22 protein-coding genes are annotated in these 24,346 nt (G+C 72.3%); 5 read left to right on the plus strand and 17 right to left on the minus strand.

All coding sequences use genetic code 11. The annotated features are described in order from the left end of the window. The first annotated feature begins 36 nt into the window (after positions 1 to 36). Both ACWDD7_RS13655 and ACWDD7_RS13660 read left to right on the plus strand, forming a co-directional pair. On the plus strand, positions 37 to 660 hold the full coding sequence (locus ACWDD7_RS13655) for a D-sedoheptulose-7-phosphate isomerase (protein ID WP_351865212.1): 624 nt from the start codon (positions 37 to 39) through the stop codon (positions 658 to 660). 148 nt (positions 661 to 808) lie between these two features. Then, on the plus strand, positions 809 to 2,050 hold the full coding sequence (locus tag ACWDD7_RS13660; protein ID WP_450457452.1) for an MFS transporter: 1,242 nt from the start codon (positions 809 to 811) through the stop codon (positions 2,048 to 2,050). Between the two features lie 102 nt (positions 2,051 to 2,152). Here the strand turns inward: ACWDD7_RS13660 and ACWDD7_RS13665 are convergent, their stop codons facing one another. The 4 genes from ACWDD7_RS13665 to ACWDD7_RS13680 form a co-directional block, all read right to left on the minus strand. After that, positions 2,153 to 2,323 (minus strand): hypothetical protein, encoded by a 171-nt coding sequence (locus tag ACWDD7_RS13665; protein ID WP_450457453.1) that lies wholly within the window; start codon positions 2,321 to 2,323, stop codon positions 2,153 to 2,155. 295 nt (positions 2,324 to 2,618) lie between these two features. Then, positions 2,619 to 3,335 (minus strand): methyltransferase domain-containing protein, encoded by a 717-nt coding sequence (locus ACWDD7_RS13670; RefSeq protein WP_450457454.1) that lies wholly within the window; start codon positions 3,333 to 3,335, stop codon positions 2,619 to 2,621. A gap of 181 nt (positions 3,336 to 3,516) precedes the next feature. Next, on the minus strand, positions 3,517 to 4,854 hold the full coding sequence (locus tag ACWDD7_RS13675) for an MFS transporter (RefSeq protein ID WP_392216376.1): 1,338 nt from the start codon (positions 4,852 to 4,854) through the stop codon (positions 3,517 to 3,519). Positions 4,855 to 4,926: 72 nt separating this feature from the next. Continuing rightward, on the minus strand, positions 4,927 to 6,132 hold the full coding sequence (locus ACWDD7_RS13680; RefSeq protein ID WP_450457455.1) for a cytochrome P450: 1,206 nt from the start codon (positions 6,130 to 6,132) through the stop codon (positions 4,927 to 4,929). A gap of 226 nt (positions 6,133 to 6,358) precedes the next feature. On the opposite strand from ACWDD7_RS13680, the gene ACWDD7_RS13685 reads away from it, so the two are divergent. Both ACWDD7_RS13685 and ACWDD7_RS13690 read left to right on the plus strand, forming a co-directional pair. Next, positions 6,359 to 7,336 carry an LLM class F420-dependent oxidoreductase gene (locus tag ACWDD7_RS13685; RefSeq protein WP_450457456.1) on the plus strand — a complete coding sequence of 326 codons (978 nt, stop codon included), beginning with the start codon at positions 6,359 to 6,361 and terminating at the stop codon, positions 7,334 to 7,336. A 76-nt stretch (positions 7,337 to 7,412) separates the two neighbouring features. Continuing rightward, positions 7,413 to 8,459 carry an NADPH:quinone reductase gene (locus tag ACWDD7_RS13690; protein WP_450457458.1) on the plus strand — a complete coding sequence of 349 codons (1,047 nt, stop codon included), beginning with the start codon at positions 7,413 to 7,415 and terminating at the stop codon, positions 8,457 to 8,459. 61 nt (positions 8,460 to 8,520) lie between these two features. Here the strand turns inward: ACWDD7_RS13690 and ACWDD7_RS13695 are convergent, their stop codons facing one another. From ACWDD7_RS13695 to ACWDD7_RS13710, 4 genes are read right to left on the minus strand one after another with little or no spacing between them, the layout of a single operon-like run. After that, the gene (locus ACWDD7_RS13695) at positions 8,521 to 9,222 is read right to left on the minus strand and encodes an alpha/beta fold hydrolase (protein WP_450457459.1); all 702 of its coding nucleotides are present in this window, start codon (positions 9,220 to 9,222) and stop codon (positions 8,521 to 8,523) included. 45 nt (positions 9,223 to 9,267) lie between these two features. Further along, on the minus strand, positions 9,268 to 11,103 hold the full coding sequence (gene asnB, locus ACWDD7_RS13700) for an asparagine synthase (glutamine-hydrolyzing) (protein ID WP_450457460.1): 1,836 nt from the start codon (positions 11,101 to 11,103) through the stop codon (positions 9,268 to 9,270). Further along, positions 11,103 to 12,560, minus strand: coding sequence for a phenylacetate--CoA ligase family protein (locus ACWDD7_RS13705; protein ID WP_351865231.1), 1,458 nt, complete (start codon positions 12,558 to 12,560; stop codon positions 11,103 to 11,105). The genes asnB and ACWDD7_RS13705 overlap by 1 nt, the downstream gene beginning before the upstream one ends. Next, positions 12,544 to 14,205 carry an aromatic amino acid lyase gene (locus tag ACWDD7_RS13710; RefSeq protein WP_450457461.1) on the minus strand — a complete coding sequence of 554 codons (1,662 nt, stop codon included), beginning with the start codon at positions 14,203 to 14,205 and terminating at the stop codon, positions 12,544 to 12,546. Before ACWDD7_RS13710 ends, ACWDD7_RS13705 begins: the two co-directional genes overlap by 17 nt. A gap of 672 nt (positions 14,206 to 14,877) precedes the next feature. On the opposite strand from ACWDD7_RS13710, the gene ACWDD7_RS13715 reads away from it, so the two are divergent. Then, positions 14,878 to 15,615, plus strand: a complete 738-nt coding sequence (locus ACWDD7_RS13715; protein ID WP_450457462.1) for a LuxR C-terminal-related transcriptional regulator — start codon at positions 14,878 to 14,880, stop codon at positions 15,613 to 15,615. Here ACWDD7_RS13715 and ACWDD7_RS13720 read toward each other — a convergent pair. From ACWDD7_RS13720 to ACWDD7_RS13760, 9 genes are all read right to left on the minus strand, one after another. Beyond that, positions 15,605 to 16,840, minus strand: coding sequence for an ATP-grasp domain-containing protein (locus tag ACWDD7_RS13720; RefSeq protein ID WP_450457463.1), 1,236 nt, complete (start codon positions 16,838 to 16,840; stop codon positions 15,605 to 15,607). The two genes, ACWDD7_RS13715 and ACWDD7_RS13720, sit on opposite strands and share 11 nt — an antisense overlap. 107 nt (positions 16,841 to 16,947) lie before the next feature. Beyond that, the gene (locus tag ACWDD7_RS13725; RefSeq protein ID WP_450457464.1) at positions 16,948 to 18,309 is read right to left on the minus strand and encodes a methylaspartate mutase; all 1,362 of its coding nucleotides are present in this window, start codon (positions 18,307 to 18,309) and stop codon (positions 16,948 to 16,950) included. Then, positions 18,306 to 18,797 (minus strand): cobalamin-dependent protein, encoded by a 492-nt coding sequence (locus ACWDD7_RS13730; RefSeq protein ID WP_450457465.1) that lies wholly within the window; start codon positions 18,795 to 18,797, stop codon positions 18,306 to 18,308. Before ACWDD7_RS13730 ends, ACWDD7_RS13725 begins: the two co-directional genes overlap by 4 nt. A gap of 78 nt (positions 18,798 to 18,875) precedes the next feature. Then, entirely contained in the window at positions 18,876 to 19,394 is a 519-nt protein-coding gene (locus ACWDD7_RS13735; protein WP_450457466.1) for a hypothetical protein, read from the minus strand. A gap of 43 nt (positions 19,395 to 19,437) precedes the next feature. Continuing rightward, positions 19,438 to 20,700, minus strand: coding sequence for an ATP-grasp domain-containing protein (locus ACWDD7_RS13740; protein ID WP_450457467.1), 1,263 nt, complete (start codon positions 20,698 to 20,700; stop codon positions 19,438 to 19,440). After that, on the minus strand, positions 20,700 to 22,064 hold the full coding sequence (locus tag ACWDD7_RS13745) for a TrpB-like pyridoxal phosphate-dependent enzyme (protein ID WP_351865253.1): 1,365 nt from the start codon (positions 22,062 to 22,064) through the stop codon (positions 20,700 to 20,702). Before ACWDD7_RS13745 ends, ACWDD7_RS13740 begins: the two co-directional genes overlap by 1 nt. A gap of 14 nt (positions 22,065 to 22,078) precedes the next feature. Beyond that, complete coding sequence (locus ACWDD7_RS13750) at positions 22,079 to 22,792, minus strand: transglutaminase-like domain-containing protein (protein WP_392216355.1); 714 nt, start codon at positions 22,790 to 22,792, stop codon at positions 22,079 to 22,081. Next, positions 22,783 to 23,964 (minus strand): acyl-CoA dehydrogenase family protein, encoded by a 1,182-nt coding sequence (locus ACWDD7_RS13755; protein WP_351865257.1) that lies wholly within the window; start codon positions 23,962 to 23,964, stop codon positions 22,783 to 22,785. The genes ACWDD7_RS13750 and ACWDD7_RS13755 overlap by 10 nt, the downstream gene beginning before the upstream one ends. Position 23,965: 1 nt before the next feature. Then, a complete protein-coding gene (locus ACWDD7_RS13760; RefSeq protein ID WP_351865259.1) occupies positions 23,966 to 24,343 on the minus strand; it encodes an ectoine synthase in 378 nt (125 codons plus the stop codon). Positions 24,344 to 24,346 lie beyond the last annotated feature (3 nt).

The following is a 24,346-nucleotide window of genomic DNA, read 5'->3' on the forward strand; positions in this document are numbered from 1 at the left end:
GAACCACCACCAGACATCCGAACGGGGTCCCCACTCATGGCCGAAGCCTTCGACCGGCAGACCGAGATCACGTCCTATCTCTCCCGGATGCGAGAGGCCCTGGCCAAGGTGTCCACCACCGACCTGACATGGCTGGCGGAGACCTTCGAACAGGCGTACCTGGCGGGACGCACGCTGTTCATCTGCGGCAACGGCGGCAGCGCCGCCACCGCCTCGCACCTCGCCGTCGACCTCTCCAAGAACACCCGGACAACCGGCCGGCCCCCGGTGCGCACCGTCTCCCTGGTCGACCACGTCCCCGCGTTGACCGCCTGGGCGAACGACTTCGGCTACGACCAGGTCTTCGCCGGCCAGCTGGCGGGCCTCGCCCAGCCCGGCGACCTGGTCGTCGGCATCAGCACCAGCGGCAACTCGCCCAACGTGCTGGAGGCACTGCGCTACGGCCGCGCCCACGGCATGATCACCGTCGGCCTGCTCGGACCGGACGGGGGCCTCGCGCGCGAGCTGTGCGACGCCTACGTCCTCGCGCCCGCCGACTCCATCGAGGAACAGGAGGACATCCACATGTCCCTCGCCCACATCCTCACCCGGCACATGCGGGCCTTCGTCCACGCCTCCCACCCCGAACTGACCGGCGCGACAACGGCGCAGGTCCGGTGAGGCACTATCCTCAACTCCAGCCCCCGTGCGGGGTGTTGAGGACTCAGAAGCCGCCGCACTCACGAGCCCCGTCGCGCACCCGGTGACCGCGACCCCGCTCACCCCGCAAACCCAGTCCTCCCCCACGGCCCCGCAATGGAGAAACCACATGTTCGCCCCGTACCGCAGATTGTTCTCCGCCAAGGGGAGCGTCGGCTTCACCACCACCGGTTTCCTGGCCCGGCTCGCCCTGTCCATGTCCGGCGTCGGCACCGTGGTGATGATCGCCGCCATGCGCCACTCCTACGCGCTGGCCGGAGCCGTGGGCGGTTCGTCCCTGGCCGCCACCCTGATCACGATCCCGCTCCTGGGCCGGCTCGTCGACCGCTACGGCCAGTCCCGTACGGCCATCCCCGCGGCCATATGGTCGGCCTCCATGTCGGCGGCCCTGGTCGTCTGCCTCGCCACCAACGCTCCGACCTGGACCCTGTTCGTCACCAACGTCCTGTCCGCCACCGCGCCGAACGTCGGCGGCATGGCCCGCGCCCGCTGGGCCGAGATCTACGGCAACGACGACGAACGCATGCACGTGGCCAACTCGTTCGAGCAGGTCCTGGACGAGATGTGCTTCGTCCTCGGCCCCATGATCGTGGTGGCCCTCGCCACCGGCATCGCCCCCGTCGCGGGCCGACTGGCGCCGCTGGCCCTGACCCTGGCCGGCACCGTCCTCTTCTCCCTCCAGCGCGGCACCGAGCCCCCGGTCCAGCCCGCCGATTCCTCGGCCGCCCGCTCCCCGCTCACCAACCGGGGCCTCCAGGTGATGATGCTCGTCTTCCTCTTCACCGGCTCCCTGTTCGGCTCCCTCGAAGTGGTCACGATCGCCTTCACCGACTCCCTGGGCCACAAGTCCTCGGCCGGTCTGGTGCTGGCCCTCCAGGCGGTCGGCTCCGCGCTCGCGGGCCTGCTCTTCGGCATGCTCACGCTGCGCGGCTCCAGTACCACCCGCTTCCTGACGGGCGTCGGAGGCATGGCGGTACTGATGCTCCCGCTGACCCTCGCGACCGGCCTGTGGTCGCTGATCCCGCTGATGTTCATCGCCGGCATGGCCACCTCGCCGACCATGATCACCGGCATGGGCCTGGTCCAGGAACTGATCCCCCGCTCCCAGATCAACGAGGGCATGACCCTGGCGGTGACCAGCCTCCTCGGCGGCTCCTCCCTCGGCAGCATGCTCGCGGGCTGGTCCGTGGAGCGCTTCGACGCGGGGAACAGCTACCTGATCCCGGTCAGCGCCGCCGCCCTGGCCCTGCTGACCGCGGCCGCCGGACTCGGCCGGCTCCGCAAGAGCGTGTCCGCCACGGCGGCACCCGCCCTGTCCAAGGACGCCGCGGAAATCGGGCAGCAGGCCTGAGCCGGGCGGCGGACCGGTCGGGGTGCGGCGGCCCTGGCCCGGCCCGGCTCGGCCGGTGGGCCCGGCCGGTGAACGGCGGGCCGGTGCCTCCCGGTCAGCCGTTCACCACGTCCCCCACTCGGAACCGAGTTCGTCCTCGAAGTCGTCGATCTCGCTCTGACTCAGATCGACCGGGGAGAGATCGGACGGCGTGTGCCCACCCGCGTCCGGGCGCTGCCCGTGCGCGGCGAGCGCACCCAGCACCCGGAACCAGGTCTCGGCCAGATCCCGCACCTCCGCCTCGGAGAACAGGGCCTGCGGCCACGTCCACCTGACCGTGAGGCGCGCCCCACCGGCACGGTTCTCGGTGACGGCGTCGATCTCGATCGCGGATCTCGGACGACGTCGATGAGGTGTTGGGCTACGCGTTCGACCTGGAGTCCGAGATTTCGACCTGTCGTTCAACCTGTCCGGCGCCTTCACGGGGACCGGCGAGCCGGCCGGTGTCCCGGGTGGGATCGAGTTCGCCACCGATGTGTTCGGCCGGTCGACGGTCGAGCGGACGGCGGGCCGGCTGACGCGTCGGCGGTCAGGACGCCACGGAGATCTCCAGCAGAATGTGCTCCAGCGTCTCCGTTCCCTCCGGGAAGCTGTGCCGGCGCAGGACCTTCAGACGGCGGTCGTGGGAGATGGCCAGGGCGGTCAGGCGGGCGAGGTCGCCGCGGTCGCTGAACTGGAGGAGGGCGCTGCCGCCGGGCGTGAGCCGCAGGGGGGCTTCGACCAGGTAGCGCTCGTGGGCGCGGTAGCCGGTGTCGATGTAGGCGCGCTCGTGGTCGCTGCGGTAGCGGTAGTCGTCCGGGGCCAGCACGAAGTTGGAGTGCCAGTAGACGCAGTCGAAGCGGTCGTCGGCGTCGAGGGCGCCGAACAGGTCGCTGTGCACGGCGGTCAGCCGGTCGCCGACGCCGTGGCGCCCGGCGTTGCGGCGGGTGTTCTCCACGGCGCGCGCGTTGATGTCCGTGGCGACCACCCGGGCGGCACCCCGGAGCGCGGCCATGACCGCGATGATCCCGGTGCCCGAGCCGACCTCCAGGAAGGAGCCGCCGGCCCGCAGCAGGCATGCGTGGGCGCCGGTCAGGCCCAGGACGTCCATCGCGGCCTCGGTCGTCGCGGAGAAGGGCGGGGCGAAGACGTCGGCGAGCAGGTCCCATTCGAGGCCCGCCATGGTGAAGGTGTCCGGACGGTCCGGCCGGTTCGAAGCCGCGCGGCTTCGTTCGAGGGATCTCTCGTAGCTCGTGCGTTCCGTCATCTGGCTTCCTTCCCCCGGCGGTCGGTCCCGGATCATGACAGCACGGACGGGCGTGGCGTGGACGACGCCGGGTCCGGCACCGAATGATTTCGGCCGCGTGGAGGGTGCCGCCGGGGGCACGGACGGCCGCGCGAACGGTTGTGCGGACGGTTGTGCGGACGGTTGTGCGGAGGGGACGCTGCTACGCCGGGACGGTCTCGGCACCCCGGTAGGTGCGGACCAGCGTGAGCGACGCGAGGACCGCGAGGCACAGCAGCGGCAGGCTGTACGCGTACACCGTGCCCGCGAGCCGGCCCGCCGGGAAGAAGACCAGGCCCGCGCAGCTCAGGCCCAGCGAGCCGGACAGCTGCTGGATCGCGGGCAGGGCGCCGGCGGCCGCGCCGCGCAGGTCCGGCCGGATTCCGTCGAGCGTGTCGGCGAACACCCGGGCCACGAAGGCGCCGTAGCCGGTCCCGGCCGCGAGGAGCGCCGGGCTCAGCGCGACCGGCGGGACCCGGGGGAGCAGCACGGCCAGGACGAGCAGGCTCGCCGCGACCAGGGCGGCGGCGTAGGTACTGTGCCGGGGCGAGCGGGCCCGGCGGCCGGCGAGGGTGGAGCCGGCGATCGCGCCCACGGCCCAGGGGATCTGCAGGAGTCCCGCCCCCAGCGGGCCGAGTCCCCGGACCGTCTGCAGCCACTGGCTGAACAGGAAGAAGAACGGGGTGACGGCGAGGAAGAACGCCGCGGCGGTCGCGCTGCCCGCGCGGAAGCGGGGCCCCTGCCACAAACTCAGGGGCAGGGTGACGGGGCGGCCGCCGCGTCCTTGCAGGGCGAGCGCGCACCCCGCCACCCCGGCGCCGGTCGCCCCGCACAGCCAGGGCAGGGCGCCCCCGACCGTGCGGGCCAGCGAGATCGCCAGGACGAGCCCGAGCACCCCGACGGCCAGCCCGGCCCCGGTCGACCAGCCCACCCGCTGGCCCGGGTCGCGTTCGAGCACCGGCACACACCGGGGGAGGGCCAGCAGCACCGCCGCGCCGACCGGGACGTTGACCGCGAAGATCGCCCGCCATCCGATGCCGCCCGGGTCGGACTCGGTGAGCAGCGCGCCCAGCACCGGGCCCGCCACCGAGGCGAGGCCCATCGTCGCGCCGTACCAGCCGAGGGCGCGGCGGTGGGCCGCCCCCTGCCACAGGGCGGAGATGGCGAACAGGGCCTGCGGGGCCATCACCCCGGCACCGACGCCCTGCACCAGCCGCATGCCGATGAGTACCTCGGCCGTCGGCGCGAGACCGCAGCCCGCCGAGGCCAGCGTGAACAGCGCGACCCCGAGCGCGAACACCCGACGGGGGCCGTGCCGGTGGCCGAGGCGCCCGGCGGGCAGCAGGGTGGCGGCGAGAGAGGCGGTGTAGACGGCCGAGACGAGGACCAGCCGGCCGCTGCCCGCGTCCAGGTCCGCGCCGATGGCGGGGGCGGCGACATTGACGATCGTCGTGTCCAGCAACTGGATGAAGGTGGAGGCGAGCAGGACCGCGAGAGCCATGGGGCGGGAGATGGGCACGTTGCTACCTGAGCATCCGGGGAACGGCGACGTCCGGCGAATCGGCACGCGGGTTCAGAACGTGACCGGAAGTCCCTCGGTGCGCAGCGTGATGTGGCCACCGATCCACTTGACCTCTCCGGGGTCCACGGCGAGCCGCAGGCCGGGCAGCCGACGGGCCAGCGTGCCGAAGGCCACCTGGAGTTCCATGCGGGCCACACCCGCGCCGGGGCAGTGGTGGGGGCCGTAGCCGAACACCAGGTGGCGGTTGTCGGCGCGGGTGATGTCGAACCGCTCCGGCTCGGCGAACCGCCGCTCGTCGCGCGAGGAGGCGTGCATCAGCGGGATGACGCCCTCGCCCTTGCCGATCGAGGTGCCCGCCAGCTCCACGTCCTCCAACGCCACGCGCAGCAGGCCGACATCGGACGGCGGGGCGTAGCGGAAGACCTCCTCCACCGCGGGCTCGGTCAGTTCGTCCGGGCGCGCGGTGAGCATCTCCCACTGGTCCCGGTGGCGCAGCAGCTGGAAGATGCCCCGGCCGATCGTGTTCACGGTGGTGTCATGGCCGGCCAGCAGCAACTCGGCGCCCAGCCAGGTCAGTTCCGCCTCCGACAGCCGGTCGTCGGCGTCCCGTGCCTGGACCAGGGCGCTGAGCAGATCGTCCCGGGGCGCGGCGCGGCGCGCGGCCACCAGGTCCCTGACGTAGGCGGTCATCGCCTCGCGGGTCGCCAGGCGCTGGTCGTTGGTGCCGACGCTCATCAGGGTCTCGGTCCAGGTCTTGATCCGGTCGCGGTCCTCCAGGGGCGCCCCGACGATCTCGCAGACCACCCAGATCGGCAGGACGGTGCAGAACTCGTGGTAGATGTCCACGGGTTGGGGCAGGGCGGCCACCCGGTCGATCAGCTCGTCGGTGATCACCTGCACCCGGGCGCGCAGTTCCTCGGCCCGGCGCGGTGCGAACGCGCCCGCGATCAGGCGGCGCAGCCGGGCGTGGTCGGCGCCGTCGAGGTTGAAGATGCTGTACGGGTTGTCCCCGAAGTCCGGTCCCTCGACCATCCGGGGAGCGCCGGGCTCGCGCAGCGCGGCCCGGGACAGGCGGCGGTCCGTGAGCGCCGCGACCACCTCGTCGTACCCGCTCACCACCCACGCCTCGTCGCCGCTGGGCAGCGTCACCCGGCTGACCGGGCACGCGGACCGCAGGGCCGACAGCTCGGCCGGGGGCTCGCCCAGCGGGCCGGGCGGGAACGGGAAGGCGGTCGGGTCCTGCTGACTGCTGCTCATGGAGACTCCCCCTCTGCCGGGCGTCCCTGCGGGCACCCCGTCGGTTGCCCCCCAGTCTGCGGGCGCACGGGCGGGCCGGTCTTCGGGTCTGGGGCGGGGATGGCCGGGCGCCGGGCCGTACCGGCGAACGGGCCGTTTCCCCGTCCCGCGGCCAGGTCACCGGCCGAGGCGCGCTCACTAGGCTCACCGTGACCATCCGTCCCCGGCGATCCAGAGGCCTGCCATCGTGCGTTACGGGGTCAACATCCCGCTGCCCGGCGTCCCGCTGTCCGACCACGCGCCCGTGCTGCGCGAACTGCCCGGTCTGGGCTACACCGATGTGTGGACGGGCGAGGCGGCCGGGCACGACGGGTTCACCCCGCTGGCGCTCGCCGCCGCCTGGGCGCCCGGACTGCGGCTCGGCACGGCCGTGGTGCCCGCCTTCACCCGAGGGCCGGCGCTGCTGGCCATGACCGCGGCCACGCTCGCCGAGGCCGCGCGCGGTGAGGTGGTCGTCGGCATCGGCTCCTCGGGGCCGCCGTTCGTCGACCGGATCAACGGCATCTCCTCCGCCGAGCCGTACCGGCGGGTGAGGGACACGGCGCGCTTTCTGCGCCGGGCCTTCGACGGGGGTACGGTGCGGGGGCGCTTCGACAGCTTCACCATCGACGGGTTCCGGCTGCCGTACGTACCTCGACCGCGGCCCCGGGTGATGGTCGGCGCGCTGCGGCCCGGGATGCTCCGGCTCGCGGCCCGGGAATCGGACGGGGCGATCACCAACTTCCTCGCCGTCCAGGACGTTCCGGCGGTGGTCGACGCCCTGGGGCCGGAACGCCCGGACAAGGAACTCGTCGCCCGCCTCTACGTGTGTCCGACCCGCGACCGGGACTACGCGCGCCGCCTCGGCCGCCGGCTGCTGGTGGGCATCCTCAACGCGCGCACGTACGCCGCCTTCCACACCTGGCTCGGCCGGGCGGACGTCCTTCGGACCGTGTGGCGGGCCTGGGCCGAGGGCGACCCGGAGCGGGCGGCCGCCGCGATCTCGGACGAGCTGGTGGACGACCTGCTGATCCACGGGGACCCGGAGGAGTGCCGCGCGCACATCGCGCGGTTCGTCGCGGCCGGTGTCGACACGCCGTTCCTCCATCTGCTGCCCGCACCGGAGACGGGCGGCGGCCCGCGGGGAGCGCTGAGTGCCCTGCGCGCCCTGGCACCCGCACGGTGACCTGCGAACAAGTCCGACCGAGAACGACACGGAGAGGGGGAGGGGCGTCGGGATCGGCCCGGCGGCCCCGCCGGCCATGAAAGCGATCGCTTACACCCGCAGGGGTGGCCCCGAGGTACTGGAACCGGTCGAACGGCCGATGCCCGAGCCGGGGCCCGGCGAGGTACGGGTACGGGTGCGCGTCTCGGGCGTGAACCCGACCGACTGGAAGGCCCGCGGCGGCGGCCCCACCGACTGGAAGGGCGCGGCCCCCGGCCAGGTCCTGCCCGCGCCGCAGGTCCCCCACCAGGACGGGGCCGGCCTGGTCGACGCCGTCGGCGAGGGCGTCGACCGGGGGCTGGTGGGCCGCCGGGTCTGGATCTGGGAGGCCGCCTGGATGCGCCCCGACGGCACCGCGCAGGAGTACGTCGTCCTGCCCGAACGCCAGGCGGTCCCGCTGCCCGAGCACGCCTCCTACGACCTCGGCGCCTGCCTCGGCATCCCCGGATTCACCGCACACCGCGCCCTCACCCTTCCCGGCAGCGGACCCGACCGGCTCGGCCCCGGCGCCTGGGACGGCCGTACGGTCCTGGTGGCGGGCGGCGCCGGAGCGGTGGGCAACGCCGCGATCCAGCTGGCCCGTTGGTCCGGTGCCACGGTGGTCACCACGGTCAGCAGCCCCGAGAAGGCCCGACTGGCCCGCGCCGCCGGCGCCGAGCACGTGGTCGACTACCGCGCCGAGGACGCCGCCACCGCCATCCGGGCCGTCGCGCCCCGCGGGGTGGACCTGGTGGTCGAGGTCGCGCCGGCCGTCAACGCGGAGCTGGACCAGCGGGTGCTCGCCTTCGGCGGCACGGTCGTCTACTACTCCAACGACGGCGGCAACACCCTCACACTGCCGGTCTTCGACCAGTTCGTCACGGGCACCCGCTGGCAGGGCCTGCTGGTGTACGCCGTCCCGCCGAAGGCCAAGGCACAGGCGGTGGCGGACCTCACCGCGGCCGTCGAGGCGGGCGCCCTGCGGGTGGGGGAGGAGGCCGGGCTGCCGCTGCACCGCTATCCGCTGGAGAAGACGGCCGAGGCCCAACGGGCCGTGCAGGACGGCACGATCGGACGGGTGCTGGTGGACGTCGGCGACTTCTGACCCGGACGCGAAGGAACGGGGCACCGGAATCCGGTGCCCCGTTCCTTCGTGCGTCACGCGGTCAGAGCCACTCCTGGAGCACCGCCCAGAAGCCGTCGAAGTCCTCGTTGTGCACCACGTGTCCGGTGTCCGGCACCACCCGCACGACGAAGCCCCGCGCGCCCAACTGCGCGGCCCACGGCGGCGGGACGTTGCGGCTCGGGTCGGCGAGGACGATCAGGGAAGGCTCTTCGGGGGCCGGCGGGTCGTAGCCGGCGAAGCCGTCGAACGCGTCGAGCGTCGCCGGGTCCCAGCGCCGCAGCGCGGTCAGCTTGTGCTCCCGCGCCGGGAGTTCCCAGCGCGGCAGCGAGACGCGGATGCGCTCGCTGTTCCAGTCCTTCTGGGCCCGCAGCGCGTCCGTCATCGCCTTGGCCGTCGCCTCGTCCGGCGGCGCCGCCCACGCCGGGTCCACGTAGACCACGCGCCGCGGCCGCAGCCGGGGCAGCGCACCGGCCAGCAGCAGGGCGCCCAGGGAGTGGCCGACGGCGAGGTCGGGCCGCTCGGGCAGCGCCTCGGCGACCGCGTCCGTCATGGCGTCGAGGTCGTACGCGGCCGAGCGCGGGCTGCGGCCGTGACCCGGCAGGTCGACCGCGACGACGCGATAGCCCTGCCGGACCAGTTCCGGTGCCGTGCGCCACCAGCTGTTCGTGTCGGCGGTGATGCCGTGCACCAGGACGGCGGTGCGGTCACCGTCGCCCCACTGTTCGATGTGCAGCTGTGCCATCGAGGGATCTTTCCTTCCGTTCACCGCCACGCCGGTACGGCGTGGTCACAGCACGACCCGGACGCCGTACTCCCTTAGCCACATGTCGAGTTGGATGAGCCGCGGCAGCCAGGGCGGCGGGGTGAAATCTCCGCTGAACCAGGCGTCGCCGTCGACCATGGCCCGTACGGCGGGGACGTTCACCAGGTCGAGGACCGGTGCCGCGGGGTCCGCGACGATGGTCCGCACCGTACGGCGGATCGCGTCGAGGTAGGCGGGGCTGTGCCCGAACGGGAAGCCGCTCTTGGGCCGGCGCACCACCTGCTCCGGCAGCAGGTCCGCCACCGCCTCCCGCAGCAGGCCCTTCTCCTGGCCACCGGTCCGCTTGTACTGCCAGGGCACGTTCCACAGGTACTCGACCAGCCGGTGGTCGCAGAACGGTACCCGTACCTCAAGCCCGTTGGCCATGCTCATCCGGTCCTTGCGGTCCAGCAGGAAGGGCAGGAAGCGGGTGATCTGGAGGTGGAAGACCTCCCGCAGCCGCCGGTCCGCGCCGCTCTCGCCGTCGAGCCGGGGCACCTCGGCGAGCGCCGTGGCGTAGGCGTCGGCGACATAGGCGTCCAGGTCCAGCGCCTTGCGCAGCTCCGGGGAGAGCTGGGCGTTGCGGTCCTTGACCCCGGCGGACCAGGGGAAGTTGTCCGTGGGCCGCTCCGCCTCGGCCTGGAACCAGGGGTATCCGCCGAAGAAGTCGTCGGCGCCCTCCCCGGACAGGGCCACGGCCGCATGCCGGCGCACCTCGCGGAAGAGCAGCAGCAGGGACACGTCGAGGTCGCCGACCCCGGGCATGTCCCGCGCGCGCAGTGCCGGTCCCAACTCGCCCACCAGGGAGGTCGTTTCGACCGAGACATCGGTGTGGTCGGTGCCCACGTGCCCGGCGACCGCCCGGACGAACGGGGCGTCCCGGCTGACGTGCAGGGCGTCGGGCCTGAAGTCGGTCTCGCTGCCCGTGAAGTCCAGCGCGTACGTGGCGAGTCGACCGGCGCCGTCCTCGGCCAGGCGGCGCCCGGCGAGCGCGACGATGGCGCTGGAGTCGATGCCGCCGGACAGCAGGGCGATCAGCGGCACGTCGGACTCCAGCTGGGAGCCCACCGCGTCCGCCAGCAGCCGGCGCACCTCGGCGATCGTGTCCGGCAGGTCGTCGGTGTGCGGGGCGGTGGTCAGCTGCCAGTAGCGGCGGTGGTGCACGCCGGCTCGGTCCACCCGGACGACATGGCCGGGCCGTACCTCGTGGAGGCCCCGGTAGACGCCCTGGCCCGGGGGCTTGATCGCCACCGTGAACAGGGCGGCCAGGCCCTCGGCGTCCACCTCGGCGGGCACCTCCGGGTGGGCCAGGACCGCCTTGGGCTCGGAGCCGAAGACGACGCCGTCGCCGCGCCGGGTCCAGTACAGGGGCTTGACGCCGAGCCGGTCGCGCACCAGCAGCAGTGTCTCGGAACGGGTGTCCCACAGCGCGAAGGCGTACATGCCGACGAGCCGGTCGAAGGCCCGCTCACCCCATTCCAGGTAGGCCCGCAGCACCACCTCGGTGTCGGACCTGCTGCGGAACGCGTGCCCGCGCCGGACCAGTTCGGCGCGCAGCTCGCCGTGGTTGTACACCTCGCCGCTGAAGACGAGGACGGCGGGCGGCGTGCCCTCGGCCCGCCCGCCGGGTGTCATCGGCTGGGCGCCGTGCTCCAGGTCGATCAGGGCGAGCCGCCGGTGCCCCAGCGCGGCGTGCGGGGACACCCAGACACCGGCGCCGTCCGGGCCGCGAGGGGCCATCGTCCGGGCCATCGCGGTCAGCAGCGGGCCCTGGTCCGACAGATCGCGCGTGTGGTCGATCCATCCGGTGATGCCGCACATCACACGGCTCCTTCCGCCGACGGTCCGGAGTCGAGCTGGCGGAGCGACTCGGCGACCACGGCGTTGATCGGCTCCGGCAGCCGCGCCCAGTTGCGCTCGTCGTTCAGGTCCAGGACCCGGGACAGCTTCCAGCCGAGGTACTGGCCGAGGGAGGCGAGCGGCGGCAGCGTCTCCACCGGGCGCACGGACACCGCCAGAGTGGGGAACAGCGGCGCGAGCCGCTCGGCCACCACGGCGTTCCACGCCTCGTCCGGGCGGCCGTCCGTGGTCACCAGCAGCACCACGCCGCGGTCGCGCACCACCAGCATGTAGTTGAAGACGGTGTGGCCGGGCAGCTCGGTGGACCACAGGGCCGCCTCCAGGTCGTTCTGGCGCACCCCGTTGCCGGAGAGTGTCACGACGTCCTGCTCCCGGCCGAGGGTGCGCAGCACCGGGGTGCGCACCCCGCAGGCGCACGGCTCGCCGGTGATCTCCACGCGGTCACCGGTGCGGTAGCGCAGCAGCGGCCGGGCCGGCAGGTCCAGGGTGGTCACCACCAGCTCACCGCGGTCGGCACAGCCGTCGACGGGCCGGGTGCCGGTGTCGTCGTGGAGTTCCAGCAGGTAACTCTGGGTCTGGAGATGCAGGTTGCGCTCCCGGCAGGTGACGGCCGTGGTGCCGGTCTCCGAGGAGCCGTACGAGCAGACGTACGCGGTGCCCCCGGTCAGGCGTTCCAGGTGCCGCACGAAGCTCGGTCCGGTCTGTTCGGCCATGAGCAACAGCCGGTCGAAGCGCGGTGCGGCGAGCTTGTTGCGGTGGGCGAACTGGATCATCTCCAGCAGCCGGGAGGGCGGGCCCACGAACACATTGGCGTTCAGGGTCTCGATCAGGCGCAGCACCCTGCTGTAGTCGCCGGTGATGTTGTCCACCCAGGGGCGGAACGACATCACGCCCACGTACTCCAGCACCTTCTCGAACTGGTAGGCGGCGGGCGCGAACGGGGCGTTGATCAGGATCAGCGCGACATCGCGGGGCTGGAGGAACTGGGCCCACAACTCACCTATGTTGATGGTGTTGACCACGAGGTCGTCCACGGCCTTGGGCGCGGCGACCGGGTTGCCGGTGGTGCCGGAGGACTCGTAGTAGTGCAGGAAGTCGGCGAGCGGGCGGGTGAAAGCCTGCTCGCCGTGCTCGGACAGCTCGGCCTTGCCGAGCAGCGGGAGCCGCGGGAACACGTCCCTCAGCACCTCGTGCGGGTCGAGGAGCCTGGCGGTGGACCAGTCGGCCCGTACCGCGGCGTCGACGGTGTGCCGGTACAGGGCGCTGCCCGCGGCGTGCCCGAGCGCCCGCGCGAGCTTCGCCGCGTGTACCGCCGTGAGGTCCGCCTCGCCCGCGTGGGCCGCCCGGACCAGGCGGGTGTGCTCCTCGACCAGATTCCCGACCGCCGTGTTCTGCTCGCGGTCACGAAGCAACAACATCTGCCAGCCCCCTGCCTGTGAGGAAGTCGGAGTCGGCGAGGCCGGCGGCACGCCGCAGGGCCCCGCTCTCGATCAGCCCGATCACCGCCGCGACGTCGCCGTCGAGCCGGCGGTCGCGGGTGACGAACGCGGAGTGCTCGCGCAGCAGCGTGTGCACCGCGCGGGTCGCGGGCGCGCAGTACTCGATCCCGCGCAGTTCCACGGCCTGCGCGAGGGCCAGCAGATGGATCGCCGCCACCTCGCGCACCAGGCCGTTGACGGTGCGCGCGTCCCGGGCCGCGATGGTGCCCATGCTGACCTTGTCCTGGTTGTGCGCCTCCGTGGAACGGGAGAAGACGGAGGCGGGCCCGGTCTGTTTGAGTGCCTCCGCGGTGACGGCGGACGCCGCGATCTGCATGCCCTTGAACCCGTGGTGCAGGCCGGCCTGCGGATCGTCCGCCGCGCGCGGCACGATCAGGTTCGGTGGCAGCCCGCCGTTGAACTTCTCGTCCACGACCAGGGCGAGTTGGCGGTCCATCAGGTCGGCGAGCCCGGCCACGGAGACCTTGAGGCTGTCCATGGCGTGTCCGACGTGGCCCGCGTAGAAGTTCCCGCCCAGGTGCAGCCGGGACTCCTCGGTGTCGAAGAGGGGGTTGTCGCTGGAGGAGTTGATCTCGGTCTCCAGCCAGCGGTCCACCCAGTCGAGCATGTCGCGCACGATGCCGGTGACGTGCGGGGCGCAGCGCACCGAGTACTTGTCCTGGATCCGGTCGTCCAGTTGCAGATAGCCGCGTCCGTCCAGCGGTTCACGGCGCGTCAGGATGTCCTCGAAAGACGTCGCGAGACCGGAGCCGGAAAGGAGCGCGCGGATGGTGCGGGCGCTTTCCATCTGGCCCGGATGCGGTTTGTTCTCGTGCACGAACGGGTGCATCGCCGAGATGTTGCCGCGCAGCGCCTCCAGGGTCATGGCGGTGGCGAGGTCGGCGACGAAGGCCAGTTCGCGCGCGTCCCGGGCGGCCAGTACGCCGAACGCCGCGGTGAAGGACGTGCCGTTGATGAGGGCGATGCCCTCCTTGGGCTCCAGCGACAGCGGCCGGATGCCGGCGTCGAGCAGCGCGTCCAGGGCCGGGCGGACCTCGCCCCGGTGTCTGACGTCTCCCTCGCCGATCAACGCGGCGGCCAGGTAGCACAGCGGGACCAGGTCGCCGCTGGCACCGAGGGAGCCCCGCTCGGGGATCAGCGGAAGGATGTCCGCGGCCAGGCAGTCCAGCAGGGTGCGCACCACCTCGGGGCGGACCGCCGAGGGCCCGCGGGAGAGGGCGTTCGCGCGGATCAGCATGGTGGCCCGCGCGACCTCCTCGGACGCCGCCGGGCCCACCCCGTTGAGGTGGTACAGGACCAGGTGGCGTTGCAGGTCGTGGGCCTTGTCGCCGGAGATCTGCCGGATGCAGCTGTCCCCGAAGCCGGTGGTCACGCCGTAGATGGGGATGTCCTGCGCGAGCAGGGAGTCCTTCAGGGCGACCGACGCCCGCATGCGCTCGACGGCCCGGTCGGCCAGCTCCACCCGCACCGCGCCGCGGGCGGCTCGCGCCACGTGCGTCGGGGTGAGCGAACCGCCGTCCAGTGTGAGCGTGTTGCTGTTGACCTTGTCTGGTGTACGCGGCACTTCCCGACCCCCGTGTGACGACGACAGGGCTTCACCCTCGGCCACCGGAGGTCCCCCCGCCTTCCGTCCGACGACGGGTATTCCACCCTGTCCGTGGGGCCGGTTCCGCGCCCGGGTCGGTCGGTTACGATGCGGCGCCTTGTTCCCCGGCCCGGTGTGCCCCCTATTGCGCAGCAAACCGGTCGGCCCGCTATTCGGGCGCATCAACTACCGGCTCTCAATGTCAAGATATGCGTCACGTATTCAGCTGTTTCTTGGTCGGTAACGTTCTGGACAGTCGTCCACGTGTTCGCGTAGGCTCAATGCCGGTCAGGGACTTCTGTTCGATGTTCAATTGACTGCCGGAGTGTTTACCGAAACAGCGTGATTCATCACACACGCGGCGGAGCGCACACGGAGACGGGGGATTGTTGACATGGAGTGTCGTAGTGGACCGGTGAGTGTCATCCGGAGCACCGGGAGAGCCGGAAGAGTGCCTTTCGGTCGGGAAACGTGACCCCTGCTATCCCCTTTGTCGAGACTTGTCGGTGACTCCTTACCTAGATTTCACCCTTGGGTAGGGAGTTTACGGATGCATACCGCTTCCCACGAAGAAGCGTGCGTGTCAGGGAATCTGTAACTCAATTCCCGCGCCCGTGGACACGATTCATGACGGGACAAGGACAGGACTCCATGCTCTTGCACAAAGCGCTGCCCGAAACCGAACGGACCGAGGACGACAACGCTTACGCGCGCAAAGCGGTGAGGGTGGCGGTTCTGGCCAGCCGGGCGCTGACGCGCGTCGCACTGCGCACGGTCATGGCGCGGTCCCCGGGAGTGGAGATAGTCGCCGAGGCGACCACTCCCTTTCAGCTGCACCACGCCGTCGCCGCCCAACGCCCGCAGACCCTGCTGCTCGACGACACCGACCCGGCCTGGGACACCGCGGAGGTGCTGCGCGGACTGCGGGAGAACGCGGGCCGCCGGCCGGGCGTGGTGATCCTCGCCGACGCCGGCGCGCTGGACGACGCGCTGACCTACCTGTGCGACGGTGCGGACGGAGTGGTGCTGAACGACGACGCGCCGGACGAGGTGGCGACGGCGGTCCGGGCGGTGGCGGCGGGGCACGCCGTGGTGCCCCCGCCGCTCGCGCGCCGGCTGGTGGACCTCGTCGGTGTACGCAGGCCGGCGATGCCCGCACAGGAGCAGCTGGCCGCGCTGACCGCGCGTGAGCAGGAGATCTTCGAACTGGTCATCAAGGGCATGTCGAACCAGGAGGTCGCGGAGACCCTCGTGCTCAGCGAGCGGACCATCAAGTTCCATGTCTCCAACCTGCTGCGCAAGCTCGGGGTGCGGAACCGCACGCAGGCCATCGTCTACGCGCGGGACCGCCGTCTGCTGCCGGGTCCTGCTCCCTGCGTCAATCCGTGAGGATGCGCAGCTCGGCCAGGGAGCGTTGGCAGCGCTCGATGGCATCCGTGGTGTCCTCGCCCCGGCTCGCCACATGACCGAGCCCGTCCCACTGCCCGTCGAAGGACCGGATGACGTCGCCCGGACCCACCCACAGGTCGACGCCCACCGTGTCCGGCTTGGCCAGGATCTCGTCCAGGCCCCGGACCTCCCGCACCTTCCCGGGCTCGGTCACGACGAGCCAACTGGCCGCGCCGCCACGGGGCTTCGGCCGCTCGGTCAGCGCCCGCGCGGTGCCGAGCGGCCAGCTGAAGGCCAGCTCCTGGAGGTCCACTCCGTAGACGGTCTCGATGAGGTCCCCGAGCAGCGCCCCGCCGACCCTGGACTGGGACTCGATGATCACCGGGCCCTCGGGGGTCAGCTTGAACTCGGTGTGCGAGGCGCCGTCGCGGTATCCCATCGCGTCCAGGAAGGCCGCCGTCACCCGCACCACGTCCCCCTCGACCGCCGGGCTCACCCGCGCCGGAATGGCGTGGCCCACGTGGACGTGGTTGCTCTCCTCCGTGATGGCCTCGGTGACGGTCGCCACCACGTGGTGCCCGGCGAAGCTGAACGCCTCGGCGCTGCACAGCGGCCCGTCGATGTACTCCTCCATGATGAACTCGCCCAGGTCGTAGGCGTGCACGAGCGGATGGTCGGAGTCGCGCAGTCGGCCGATCTCCTGCCACGCCGCCGCCGTTCCGTCCTCCGTGTCCACCTTCAGCACGCCGAAACTCGCCGTGCCGCAGGTCGGCTTCACGATGAACGGGTAGCCGTGCGCGGCGCCGAAGCCGCGCAGGCTCTCCTCGTCCTCGACCAGCGCGGAGGCGACGATCCGGATGCCGGGCACCGCCGCCTCCACCAGGCGCCGGCGCATCAGGTTCTTGTCGGTGAACCGGTGCGCGACCTCGTAGCCGGTGCCGCCGAGGCCCAGCAGGTCGTTGATCCGGGCCGCGGGGTCGAGACCCGGCTCGGTCAGGGACACCACGGCGTCGAACGGCCGTACCGCGTGCGCCTCCTGGGCGATCCGGCGCAGCGTCTCCTCGTCCGCGTAGTCGGCGTGGACGACCTCGACGCCGCGCTCGGTGTCGGCCGGCCCGGTCTCGTCCGGCATCCGGACCCAGAGGATGTCGGCACCGCTGGCCCGTGCCTTGGACAGATGGGTGGCGGAACCGCCCACGAGGAGCAGGCGCTTGGCTGGCGTCATGGGATGTGTCGCTTTCTCACTGCGGATCGTGGCCGATCCGTGAACGGTTGGGTGCGGAACCGGAGTCGTGCGGGTGCCGCATCGAGACGGCGCGGAGAAGGGGGCGTTCAGGCGCGCGGCTCCCCGAAGAGATCGGGGAAGTAGTAGATGTCCGCGGTGACCGAGCCGAGCATCTGCCCGATGGGCCCTTCGCCGCGGCGGTCCAGCAGATCGGCGTTGCGCCGCAGGGTGCGCCGGGAGAACGGCAGCGCGCCGGCGGACAGATAACGGATCGCGCCCTCCCGGTCCCGCCCCGGAATGATCTCCGAGCGGGCGTGGCGGCTCGCGCTGAACGGGATGTCCAGCCTCCCCTCGGCGAACGCGTCCACGATCGCCGCCTTCAGGTCGCCGCCCCGGCCCAGCACCGGCGCCACCAGCTCGTCCACCTCGTCCAGGATCCACGCGCGTTCGGCCGCGACCCGCTCCTCGTCCACCGTCACGAAGCCCAGCAACGGGGAGTTGGCCCGGTCGGCCAGCCGGATGCCCTCGGCGTTGGCCTCGGTGTCCGGGATGCCCGCGGCCTCCTGGTGGGTCTTGGAGATCACCTTCCACGCCCCGCCGAGACGGGCCACGAGGGCGCCGTAGAGGATGAGGTCCTCCGCGTGGCCGCGCAGCCGCGGGAAGACCCCCATGAACTCGTGCAGCACCGGGGGCACCAGGACGTCCGGGCCCAGGTACCTGGCCGCCAGCTCGGGGATCGCCCGCAGCGCGGCGACGTCCTGGATCACGTGCCCGCCCTGCGGATAGGCGACGGAGACGCAGCGGACGCCCGCCCGTACCGCGAGGACGGCCTCCAGGACGCTGACGGCCAGGCTGATGGACGGCGGGACCAGCACGGCGGTCAGGGTCCCGAACAGCTCCCGGTCGACCACCACCCCCAGCTCCGCCAGCTCCCCGCACCGGCGGTCGACCTCCTCCCACGCCGCCAGCGACGCGGCCAGCGGAACCGCCTTCGAATAGGGCAGGTTGTAGGAGATGCCGCCGCCCTCGAACGAGGTGATGCCGGACGCCACGGCGACCTCGAACAGCAGCCGCGCGTCGGGTGAGCCGTGCCGCACCTCCAGGGGCGCGGCCACCGCCTCGTTGAGCTCCCGGCCCCGCCGCCAGCCGTGGGTGACCAGCGGATAGCCGTTGAGGTCCGTCGGATCGTCCAGCAGCGCGCGCCGGGCCTGCCCGAACCGCAGCAGCCGGGTGTGCGAGTCGATGGTGAGGGTCAGGACGTCGGGCGCCGCCCGCGCCTCCAGCGTCGTCAGCAGCCGCTTCATCTCCTCGTGCCCGCCCACCCCGCAGCGCGGCTGGACGGCGACCCGCCCGGCCTCGTGCGCCTGCCGCAGCACCTGCGCCACCGTGGGCTTGCCGAGCCGCTCGACGTACGCCGCGGACTCCCGCAGCGAGGGCGGCGCGGGAGCACGCGGGAGGGTCCGCTTCACGCGGCACCCAGACCGCTGTCCGGGGCCCGCCCCGCCGCGCGGGCCCGCCGCGCACGCAACTCGTCCAGGACGGCCGGCAGCAGCGAGGGGTCGGTGACGACCCGGTCCACGCCGAGCGCCAGGAGCCGCTCGGTCGCGGCCGCGTCCTTCGTGCTGCCCACCGACAGGTTGCCCCCGAGGATCACCGGGCACGGGACGGCGCCCGAGGCCCGTGCGGCGGGCAGCTCCCTGAGGTCCTCGTAGGCGTGCCCGTTCATGCTGCCGATGAGCACCGCCTCCGCCTCGGGATGCTCCCGGCACGCGGCGGCGAACTCCGCGACCGGGGTGCACGTCCCGAGGTTCACCACCTCGAAGCCCTGGGCCCGCAGGCCGTGGGCGATGAGGTGGTTGGCCACGGCGTGGCTGTCACTCGCGGCCACGCCGAGGATGACCAGCCTGCGTCCGGATGCCGCGTCGGCGCGCTGCCTCCGGTGGGCGGGACCTGTCACGGCTGCTCCTTCCGAGGAGACGACTTCAGGGGTACGAGGGTTCGCTTCAGTGGTACGACGGCGGGGGCGCGAACACTCTCAGATGAGCTGGCCCGTGCAGGCGTCGTCCAGGTACGCCTGCTTGGCGGCCTCGTCCCGGGAGGACTGGAGATAGCGGGACCAGCCGCGGCGCTCGTGCGAGGTGGCGTCCAGCTCCACGACCTCCTGGGTGGCGCGCAGGGTGCCCGGCGCGGCCTGGTAGGGGCCGTAACCCGACTCGTCACGGGCGAAGATCGCCTGGCACATCTCGTTCCTGTTGCGCCAGACGCACACGATCATGAAGTACTTGTCGCCGCACCGGTGGTTGAGCACGAAGCCCATCTCGTTGCGGAACTCCAGCCGCCCCGCGTCCACTTCGCCGCGCAGGAAGGCACGTGCCTCCTCGGTGACCTCGGGCGTGGCCTCCTGCTCCGCCGTGCGGATGTCGTACCACTTCAGCAGGGCGCCCGGCAGGCTCAGGTGCTCGCCCGGGTGGATGCGCTTCTCGGTGTGCCGCCAGTCGGCGGGGTAGGCGGCCAGCTCGGCCAGGTTCGCCACGGGCGTGGTCTCGACGGTCATCGTGCCAACTCCTCGAAAAGGGATGTTCGGTAAGGGAATGAGGTCAGCGGTCGCCGGCGGCCACCGGCGCCGCGTACAGGCCCGTGCGCTCCAGCTCGCGCAGCCGCCGGTAGTCGGCCTCGACCTGGGCGGCGTCCGGCGCGCTGAGGTACACGTAGCCGGGCGAGCTGCTCAGGTCCACGGTGGGGCGGACGGGCGAGCCCTCCGGTGCGGCCAGGACCAGCTCCGTGAAGGACGGCAGGGCGCGCACCGGGGCCAGCCGAGCGGCGTCGGGCACGACACCGTCGACGTGGCTGATCAGCGACACATAGCGCAGCGGGGTGCCGATCCGGTAGCGCGGCAGGGTGCCGTCGGCCAGTTCCCCGGGCCGGGCGATCACCCGGGCGAGCAGGTCGATCTGATTGGTTCCCAGGCAGCGGGAGACCACGTCCGGGGCGTGTGCGCCGCCGGGGCGTGCCGCGCACTCCACGAGCACCGGCCCGTCCGCGGTGAGCATCACCTCGGTGTGCGCCGCCCCGTTGCGGATCTCCAGCGCGTCCAGGACCGCCAGCGCGTACGCGGCGACCTGCCGCACGCCCGGGGCGTCGGCCGGTACGGGCTCCTCGTAGTCGTACATGGGGACGGTTCCGGCGATCAGCGACTTGTGGTAGCGCCAGACCTCGACCACGTGGTGGACGCCGTCGCGGCTGACGGTGTTCACGAAGTACTCCTCGCCGTGCAGGTACTGCTGGGCGAGGACCGTCGTGTTGCGCCCGCCGTAGCGGTCGGTGGCCGCGCTGATGGCCGCGAAGGCCGCGTCCACCTGCTCGGCGGAGTGGCAGAAGTGGACCTGGTCGGTGCCGGCGCTGGCCCGCGGCTTGAGCACCACGGGCCACTCGCCCCGCTGCCGCACCCACGCGCGCAGCTCGGCCGGCGAGCCGGTCACGAGCGAGGCGGCGGTGGCCAGGCCCGCCCCGGCGACGGCCTGGGCCATCGCGTACTTGTCACGGCGTGCGGTGGGCCGGGACATGCCGTTGCCCGGTGTACCGAGCGCGGCCGACAGGGCGTCGGCCAGCAGCACCCCGGACTCGGTGCCCGCCACGACGAAGTCCACCCCGCGCCCGCGCAGCGCCGCCGCGGTGGCCGACACGTCACCGGTGTGCACGACGTCGTACGATCCGGCCCCGTCCGCGTCGCGGGCGAAGCCGGCGTCCGGGGTGTCGGAGCGTACGACGACGCAGCCGAGCCCCTGGCGGGCCAGCGCCCCGGGCAGATGGGAGCCGATGCCGTCGGCGTCGACGACGGCCACCGCGCGCTGTGCGCCCATCAGCGGCCCACGTGGGGAATGCCGTCGGCCGCGTCGGCCAGCAGCGCCTCGTCCGGGCGGTCGTCGGCCAGCGTGCCCGCGAAGTACCGCTCGTAGGCGGCGAGATCGAAGTGGCCGTGGCCGGACAGGCCGAACAGGATCGTCTTGGCCGTGCCCTCCTCGCGGCAGCGCAGGGCCTCGTCCACGGCGACCCGCACGGCGTGGGTGGACTCCGGGGCCGGCACGATGCCCTCGGTGCGCGCGAACTGGACGCCCGCCTCGAAGCACTCGGTCTGGGGCACCGCCCGCGCCTCCATCAGCCCGTCCTCCACACAGCGGCTGACCAGCGGGCCGATGCCGTGGGCGCGCAGTCCGCCGGCGTGCACGGCCGGGGGCACGAACCCGTGACCCAGGGTGTGCATCCGGAACAGCGGGCCGAGCCGGCCGGTGTCCGCGTAGTCGTAGGCGATGGTGCCCTGGGTGAGGGTCGGGCAGGCGGCCGGCTCCACGGCGATGACGCGCACCTCGCGGCCGCCGCGCAGCTTCTCGCCGAGGAACGGGAAGGACAGCCCGGCCAGGTTGCTGCCGCCGCCGGAGCAGCCCACGACGATGTCGGGGTAGTCCTCGGCCAGCTCCATCTGCCGGATCGCCTCCTGGCCGATCACGGTCTGGTGCAGCAGGACGTGGTTGGCGGCGCTGCCGAGGACGTAGCCGAGGTCCGGGTCCTGCGCGAAGGCCTCCAGGGCCTCCGAGGTGGCGATGCCGAGGCTGCCGGGGCAGTCGGGGTCGTCGGCCAGGATCTTGCGGCCGACCTCGGTCTCCGTGCTGGGGCTGGCCGTGCACTGCGCGCCGTACGTCTCCATCAGGGCCCGGCGGTACGGCTTCTGCTCGAAGCTCACCTTGACCATGTAGACCTTGGCGGTCATCCCGAAGAAGGACGCGGCGAGAGCGGTGGCGCTGCCCCACTGCCCGGCACCGGTCTCGGTGACCAGACCGGTCTTCCCGGCCAGCTTGTTGTAGTAGGCCTGCGGGATCGCGGTGTTGGGCTTGTGGCTGCCGGTCGGCGCGCCGCCCTCGTACTTGTAGTAGATGCGCGCCGGAGTGCCCAGCGCGCGCTCCAGGCGGCGGGCGCGGAACAGCGGGGAGGGCCGCCACAGCGCGTACAGCTCCCGGACCGCCTCCGGGATCTCGATCTCGCGCTCGGTGCTCAGCTCCTGCTCGATGAGCGGCTCCGGCATCGTGTGCGCCATCTCCGCGCGGGTCAGCGGCTGATGGGTGCGCGGGTTGAGCGCGGGCGCCAGCGGGGCCCCGGGCAGATCCGCGGCCAGGTTGTACCAGGTCGTCGGAGCATCGTTCTCGCCGAGCGAGAAGCGCGTCCTGTCCATGCTGAAGGTCCTTTTCAGAGCGCCCGGCCGGCCGCCTCGGCGGCCAGCGATCCGGGAGTGGTGGTGTGCGAGCCGGCGAACAGCCTGGGGTGCGCCGCCCTGATCCCCTCGTAGACGAGGTCGTAGGGAACGTCGTCGAACTCGCCGTGGACGTGGAGGAATTCCATGTGCCGGCGGTTCTGCTCGTCGTAGGGGTGGTAGATGCTGTCGGCGCGCCCGTCGAACTCCAGCGGCTTGATCCCGTACAGCTTGCACAGCATCTTGTTGAACACCGGCGTGGCCTTGGTCCAGCGGCCGTCGAGCCGCACCACGGCCAGGCTGTGGAAGCGGAAGACGTCACCGCCGACCAGCTCGCGCAGCCGCGGGGAGGCGAGGTGGTTGCGTACGTCGCCGTAGTAGAGCCGGCTGGGGACGCCCACCGCGCGCACCGCGGCCGCGTACAGGGCGGACTTGTGCACACAGAAGCCGAAGCCGTGGGCGAGCACGCCGCTCGCACTGAGCCCGGTGCGGGTCAGGTCGGCGCCGTAGACCTCGTACGGGATCGAGTCGCGGACCGCGTAGTAGAGCGCGACCGCGTTGCGCCGGGCGCGGTCGGCGTCGGGGTCGGCGCCCTCGCCGGTGAAGACGTCCCCGGCGGGCAACACCTCGGCGACGAACGCGCGTACCGCCTGCGAGGTGTGGTCCAGGAACTCGGTCGGTGCCAGTGTCGTCTCCTGGCTCACTGCCATGTCTGCCCCTTCTTCCAGGTCGCGGTGAGGGGACGGTCGAGCCCCATGAGCACGGCGAGACGCTCGCGCTGGATCTCCGAGGTGCCGGAGTAGATCGTGCCGCCCACGGCGTCCCGCAGCTCCTTCTCCAGGCCGTACTCGGTCGTGTAGCCGTAGCCGCCGAAGATCTGTACGGCGGCCAGCGCCGAACGGACGTTGGCCTCGCTGACGATCAGCTTGGTGGTGGCGATGTCGGCGGCCACGTCCTCGCGGTCCTGGGCCCGGCGCGCGGTGTCGTGGAGCCACTTGCGGGCGGTCTCCACGTCGATGCGCAGGTCCACGAGCTTGTGCGAGACGGCCTGGTGGGAGCCGATGTGGACGCCGAACTGCTTTCTGCTGCGGGCGTGTTCGACGCAGCGCTCCAGCCGCCTGCGCATCTCGCCCGTGGTGACGGCGAAACCGCACAGGATCTCCCACTGCATGACGTGGTCGAAGACGAGGAATCCCGCGCCGACCCCGCCGATCACATGGTCGCGGGGCACCCGGACGTCCTCCAGGAACACCTCCGCGAGCGGCGACGTGCGCAGGCCGAGCTTCCCGACCGGCTGTCCGACGGTCACGCCCGGGGTGTCCCGGCGCACCAGGAAGGCCGTGAGGCCGCCGATGTCGCCGGGCTCGCCGGTGCGGGCGTACACCACGATCAGGTCGGCGAGGGGGCCGTTGCTGACGAACGCCTTGTTGCCGTTGAGCACGAAGGCGTCACCGTCGCGGGTGGCGCTCGTGCGCATGTTGGTCATGTCGGACCCGCCGTCGGGCTCCGTGATGGCATGGGCGCCGATCGTGGTGCCCGCGCAGACCCCGGGCAGATAGCGGGACTTGAGGTGCGCCGAGCCGAAGCGGTGCAGCGGGACGCCGGTGCTCACCAGGTGGGTGGTGGCGGAGAAGCTCAGCCCGGTGTCGTGGCAGCCGTACCCGAGTTCCTCCAGGACGGCGACCGTGGTGACCAGGTCCTCGCCGAGGCCGCCCCATTCCGTGGCGAACGGCAGCCCGAACAGGCCGACGTCGCACAGCCGTTTCCAGCCCTCCGTGTCGAACTCGCCGGCCCGGTCGCGCTCGATGTGGCCCTGCCCGGCGGACCGGGCCACGTCGCGGATCGTGCGCAGCAGTGCGCGCTGTTCGTCGCTCTGTGGCATCTCAGTAGTGGGAGAAGCCGTCGGCGCCGAGGTTGTGCCGCTCGTCGCCCCGCAGCGGCGGGTTGAAGACGCTGATCAGCTCCATGTCGCCGTCCGGATCGGCGATCAGGTAGTGCGCGTCGTGCTCGTCGAGCGCGTACAGCATGCCGGGCCGGATGTCCTGGCCCACGCTGCCGTCGGCGGTCTCCACCCGGCCGGACCCGGAGATGCAGTAGCAGGCCTCCAGATGACGGCGGTACTCCAGCTTCGACTTGGTGCCGGCCTTCACGATGGTGTGGCAGACGGTGAAGCCCATCCGGTCGTGCTCCACGACCATGCGGTAGCTGAGGCCGTTGCCCCACTCGACCGGCTCGATGTCTTTCTTGTCGCGAATGAACATGTT

This window comes from Streptomyces sp. NPDC001056, assembly GCF_053598955.1.

What these genes read in the sequence shown, in the direction of transcription:
- ACWDD7_RS13745 (WP_351865253.1), bottom strand. Translation starts at nt 22,064, where the DNA reads ATGGACAGGACGCGCTTCTCGCTCGGCGAGAACGATGCTCCGACGACC.
- ACWDD7_RS13755 (WP_351865257.1), bottom strand. Translation starts at nt 23,964, where the DNA reads ATGCCACAGAGCGACGAACAGCGCGCACTGCTGCGCACGATCCGCGAC.
- ACWDD7_RS13675 (WP_392216376.1), bottom strand. Translation starts at nt 4,854, where the DNA reads ATGGCTCTCGCGGTCCTGCTCGCCTCCACCTTCATCCAGTTGCTGGAC.
- ACWDD7_RS13740 (WP_450457467.1), bottom strand. Translation starts at nt 20,700, where the DNA reads ATGGGCGCACAGCGCGCGGTGGCCGTCGTCGACGCCGACGGCATCGGC.
- ACWDD7_RS13690 (WP_450457458.1), top strand. Translation starts at nt 7,413, where the DNA reads ATGAAAGCGATCGCTTACACCCGCAGGGGTGGCCCCGAGGTACTGGAA.
- ACWDD7_RS13680 (WP_450457455.1), bottom strand. Translation starts at nt 6,132, where the DNA reads ATGAGCAGCAGTCAGCAGGACCCGACCGCCTTCCCGTTCCCGCCCGGC.
- ACWDD7_RS13655 (WP_351865212.1), top strand. Translation starts at nt 37, where the DNA reads ATGGCCGAAGCCTTCGACCGGCAGACCGAGATCACGTCCTATCTCTCC.
- ACWDD7_RS13695 (WP_450457459.1), bottom strand. Translation starts at nt 9,222, where the DNA reads ATGGCACAGCTGCACATCGAACAGTGGGGCGACGGTGACCGCACCGCC.
- ACWDD7_RS13720 (WP_450457463.1), bottom strand. Translation starts at nt 16,840, where the DNA reads ATGACGCCAGCCAAGCGCCTGCTCCTCGTGGGCGGTTCCGCCACCCAT.
- ACWDD7_RS13715 (WP_450457462.1), top strand. Translation starts at nt 14,878, where the DNA reads ATGCTCTTGCACAAAGCGCTGCCCGAAACCGAACGGACCGAGGACGAC.
- ACWDD7_RS13670 (WP_450457454.1), bottom strand. Translation starts at nt 3,335, where the DNA reads ATGACGGAACGCACGAGCTACGAGAGATCCCTCGAACGAAGCCGCGCG.
- ACWDD7_RS13705 (WP_351865231.1), bottom strand. Translation starts at nt 12,560, where the DNA reads ATGTTGTTGCTTCGTGACCGCGAGCAGAACACGGCGGTCGGGAATCTG.
- ACWDD7_RS13735 (WP_450457466.1), bottom strand. Translation starts at nt 19,394, where the DNA reads ATGACCGTCGAGACCACGCCCGTGGCGAACCTGGCCGAGCTGGCCGCC.
- asnB (WP_450457460.1), bottom strand. Translation starts at nt 11,103, where the DNA reads ATGTGCGGCATCACCGGATGGATCGACCACACGCGCGATCTGTCGGAC.
- ACWDD7_RS13750 (WP_392216355.1), bottom strand. Translation starts at nt 22,792, where the DNA reads ATGGCAGTGAGCCAGGAGACGACACTGGCACCGACCGAGTTCCTGGAC.
- ACWDD7_RS13760 (WP_351865259.1), bottom strand. Translation starts at nt 24,343, where the DNA reads ATGTTCATTCGCGACAAGAAAGACATCGAGCCGGTCGAGTGGGGCAAC.
- ACWDD7_RS13660 (WP_450457452.1), top strand. Translation starts at nt 809, where the DNA reads ATGTTCGCCCCGTACCGCAGATTGTTCTCCGCCAAGGGGAGCGTCGGC.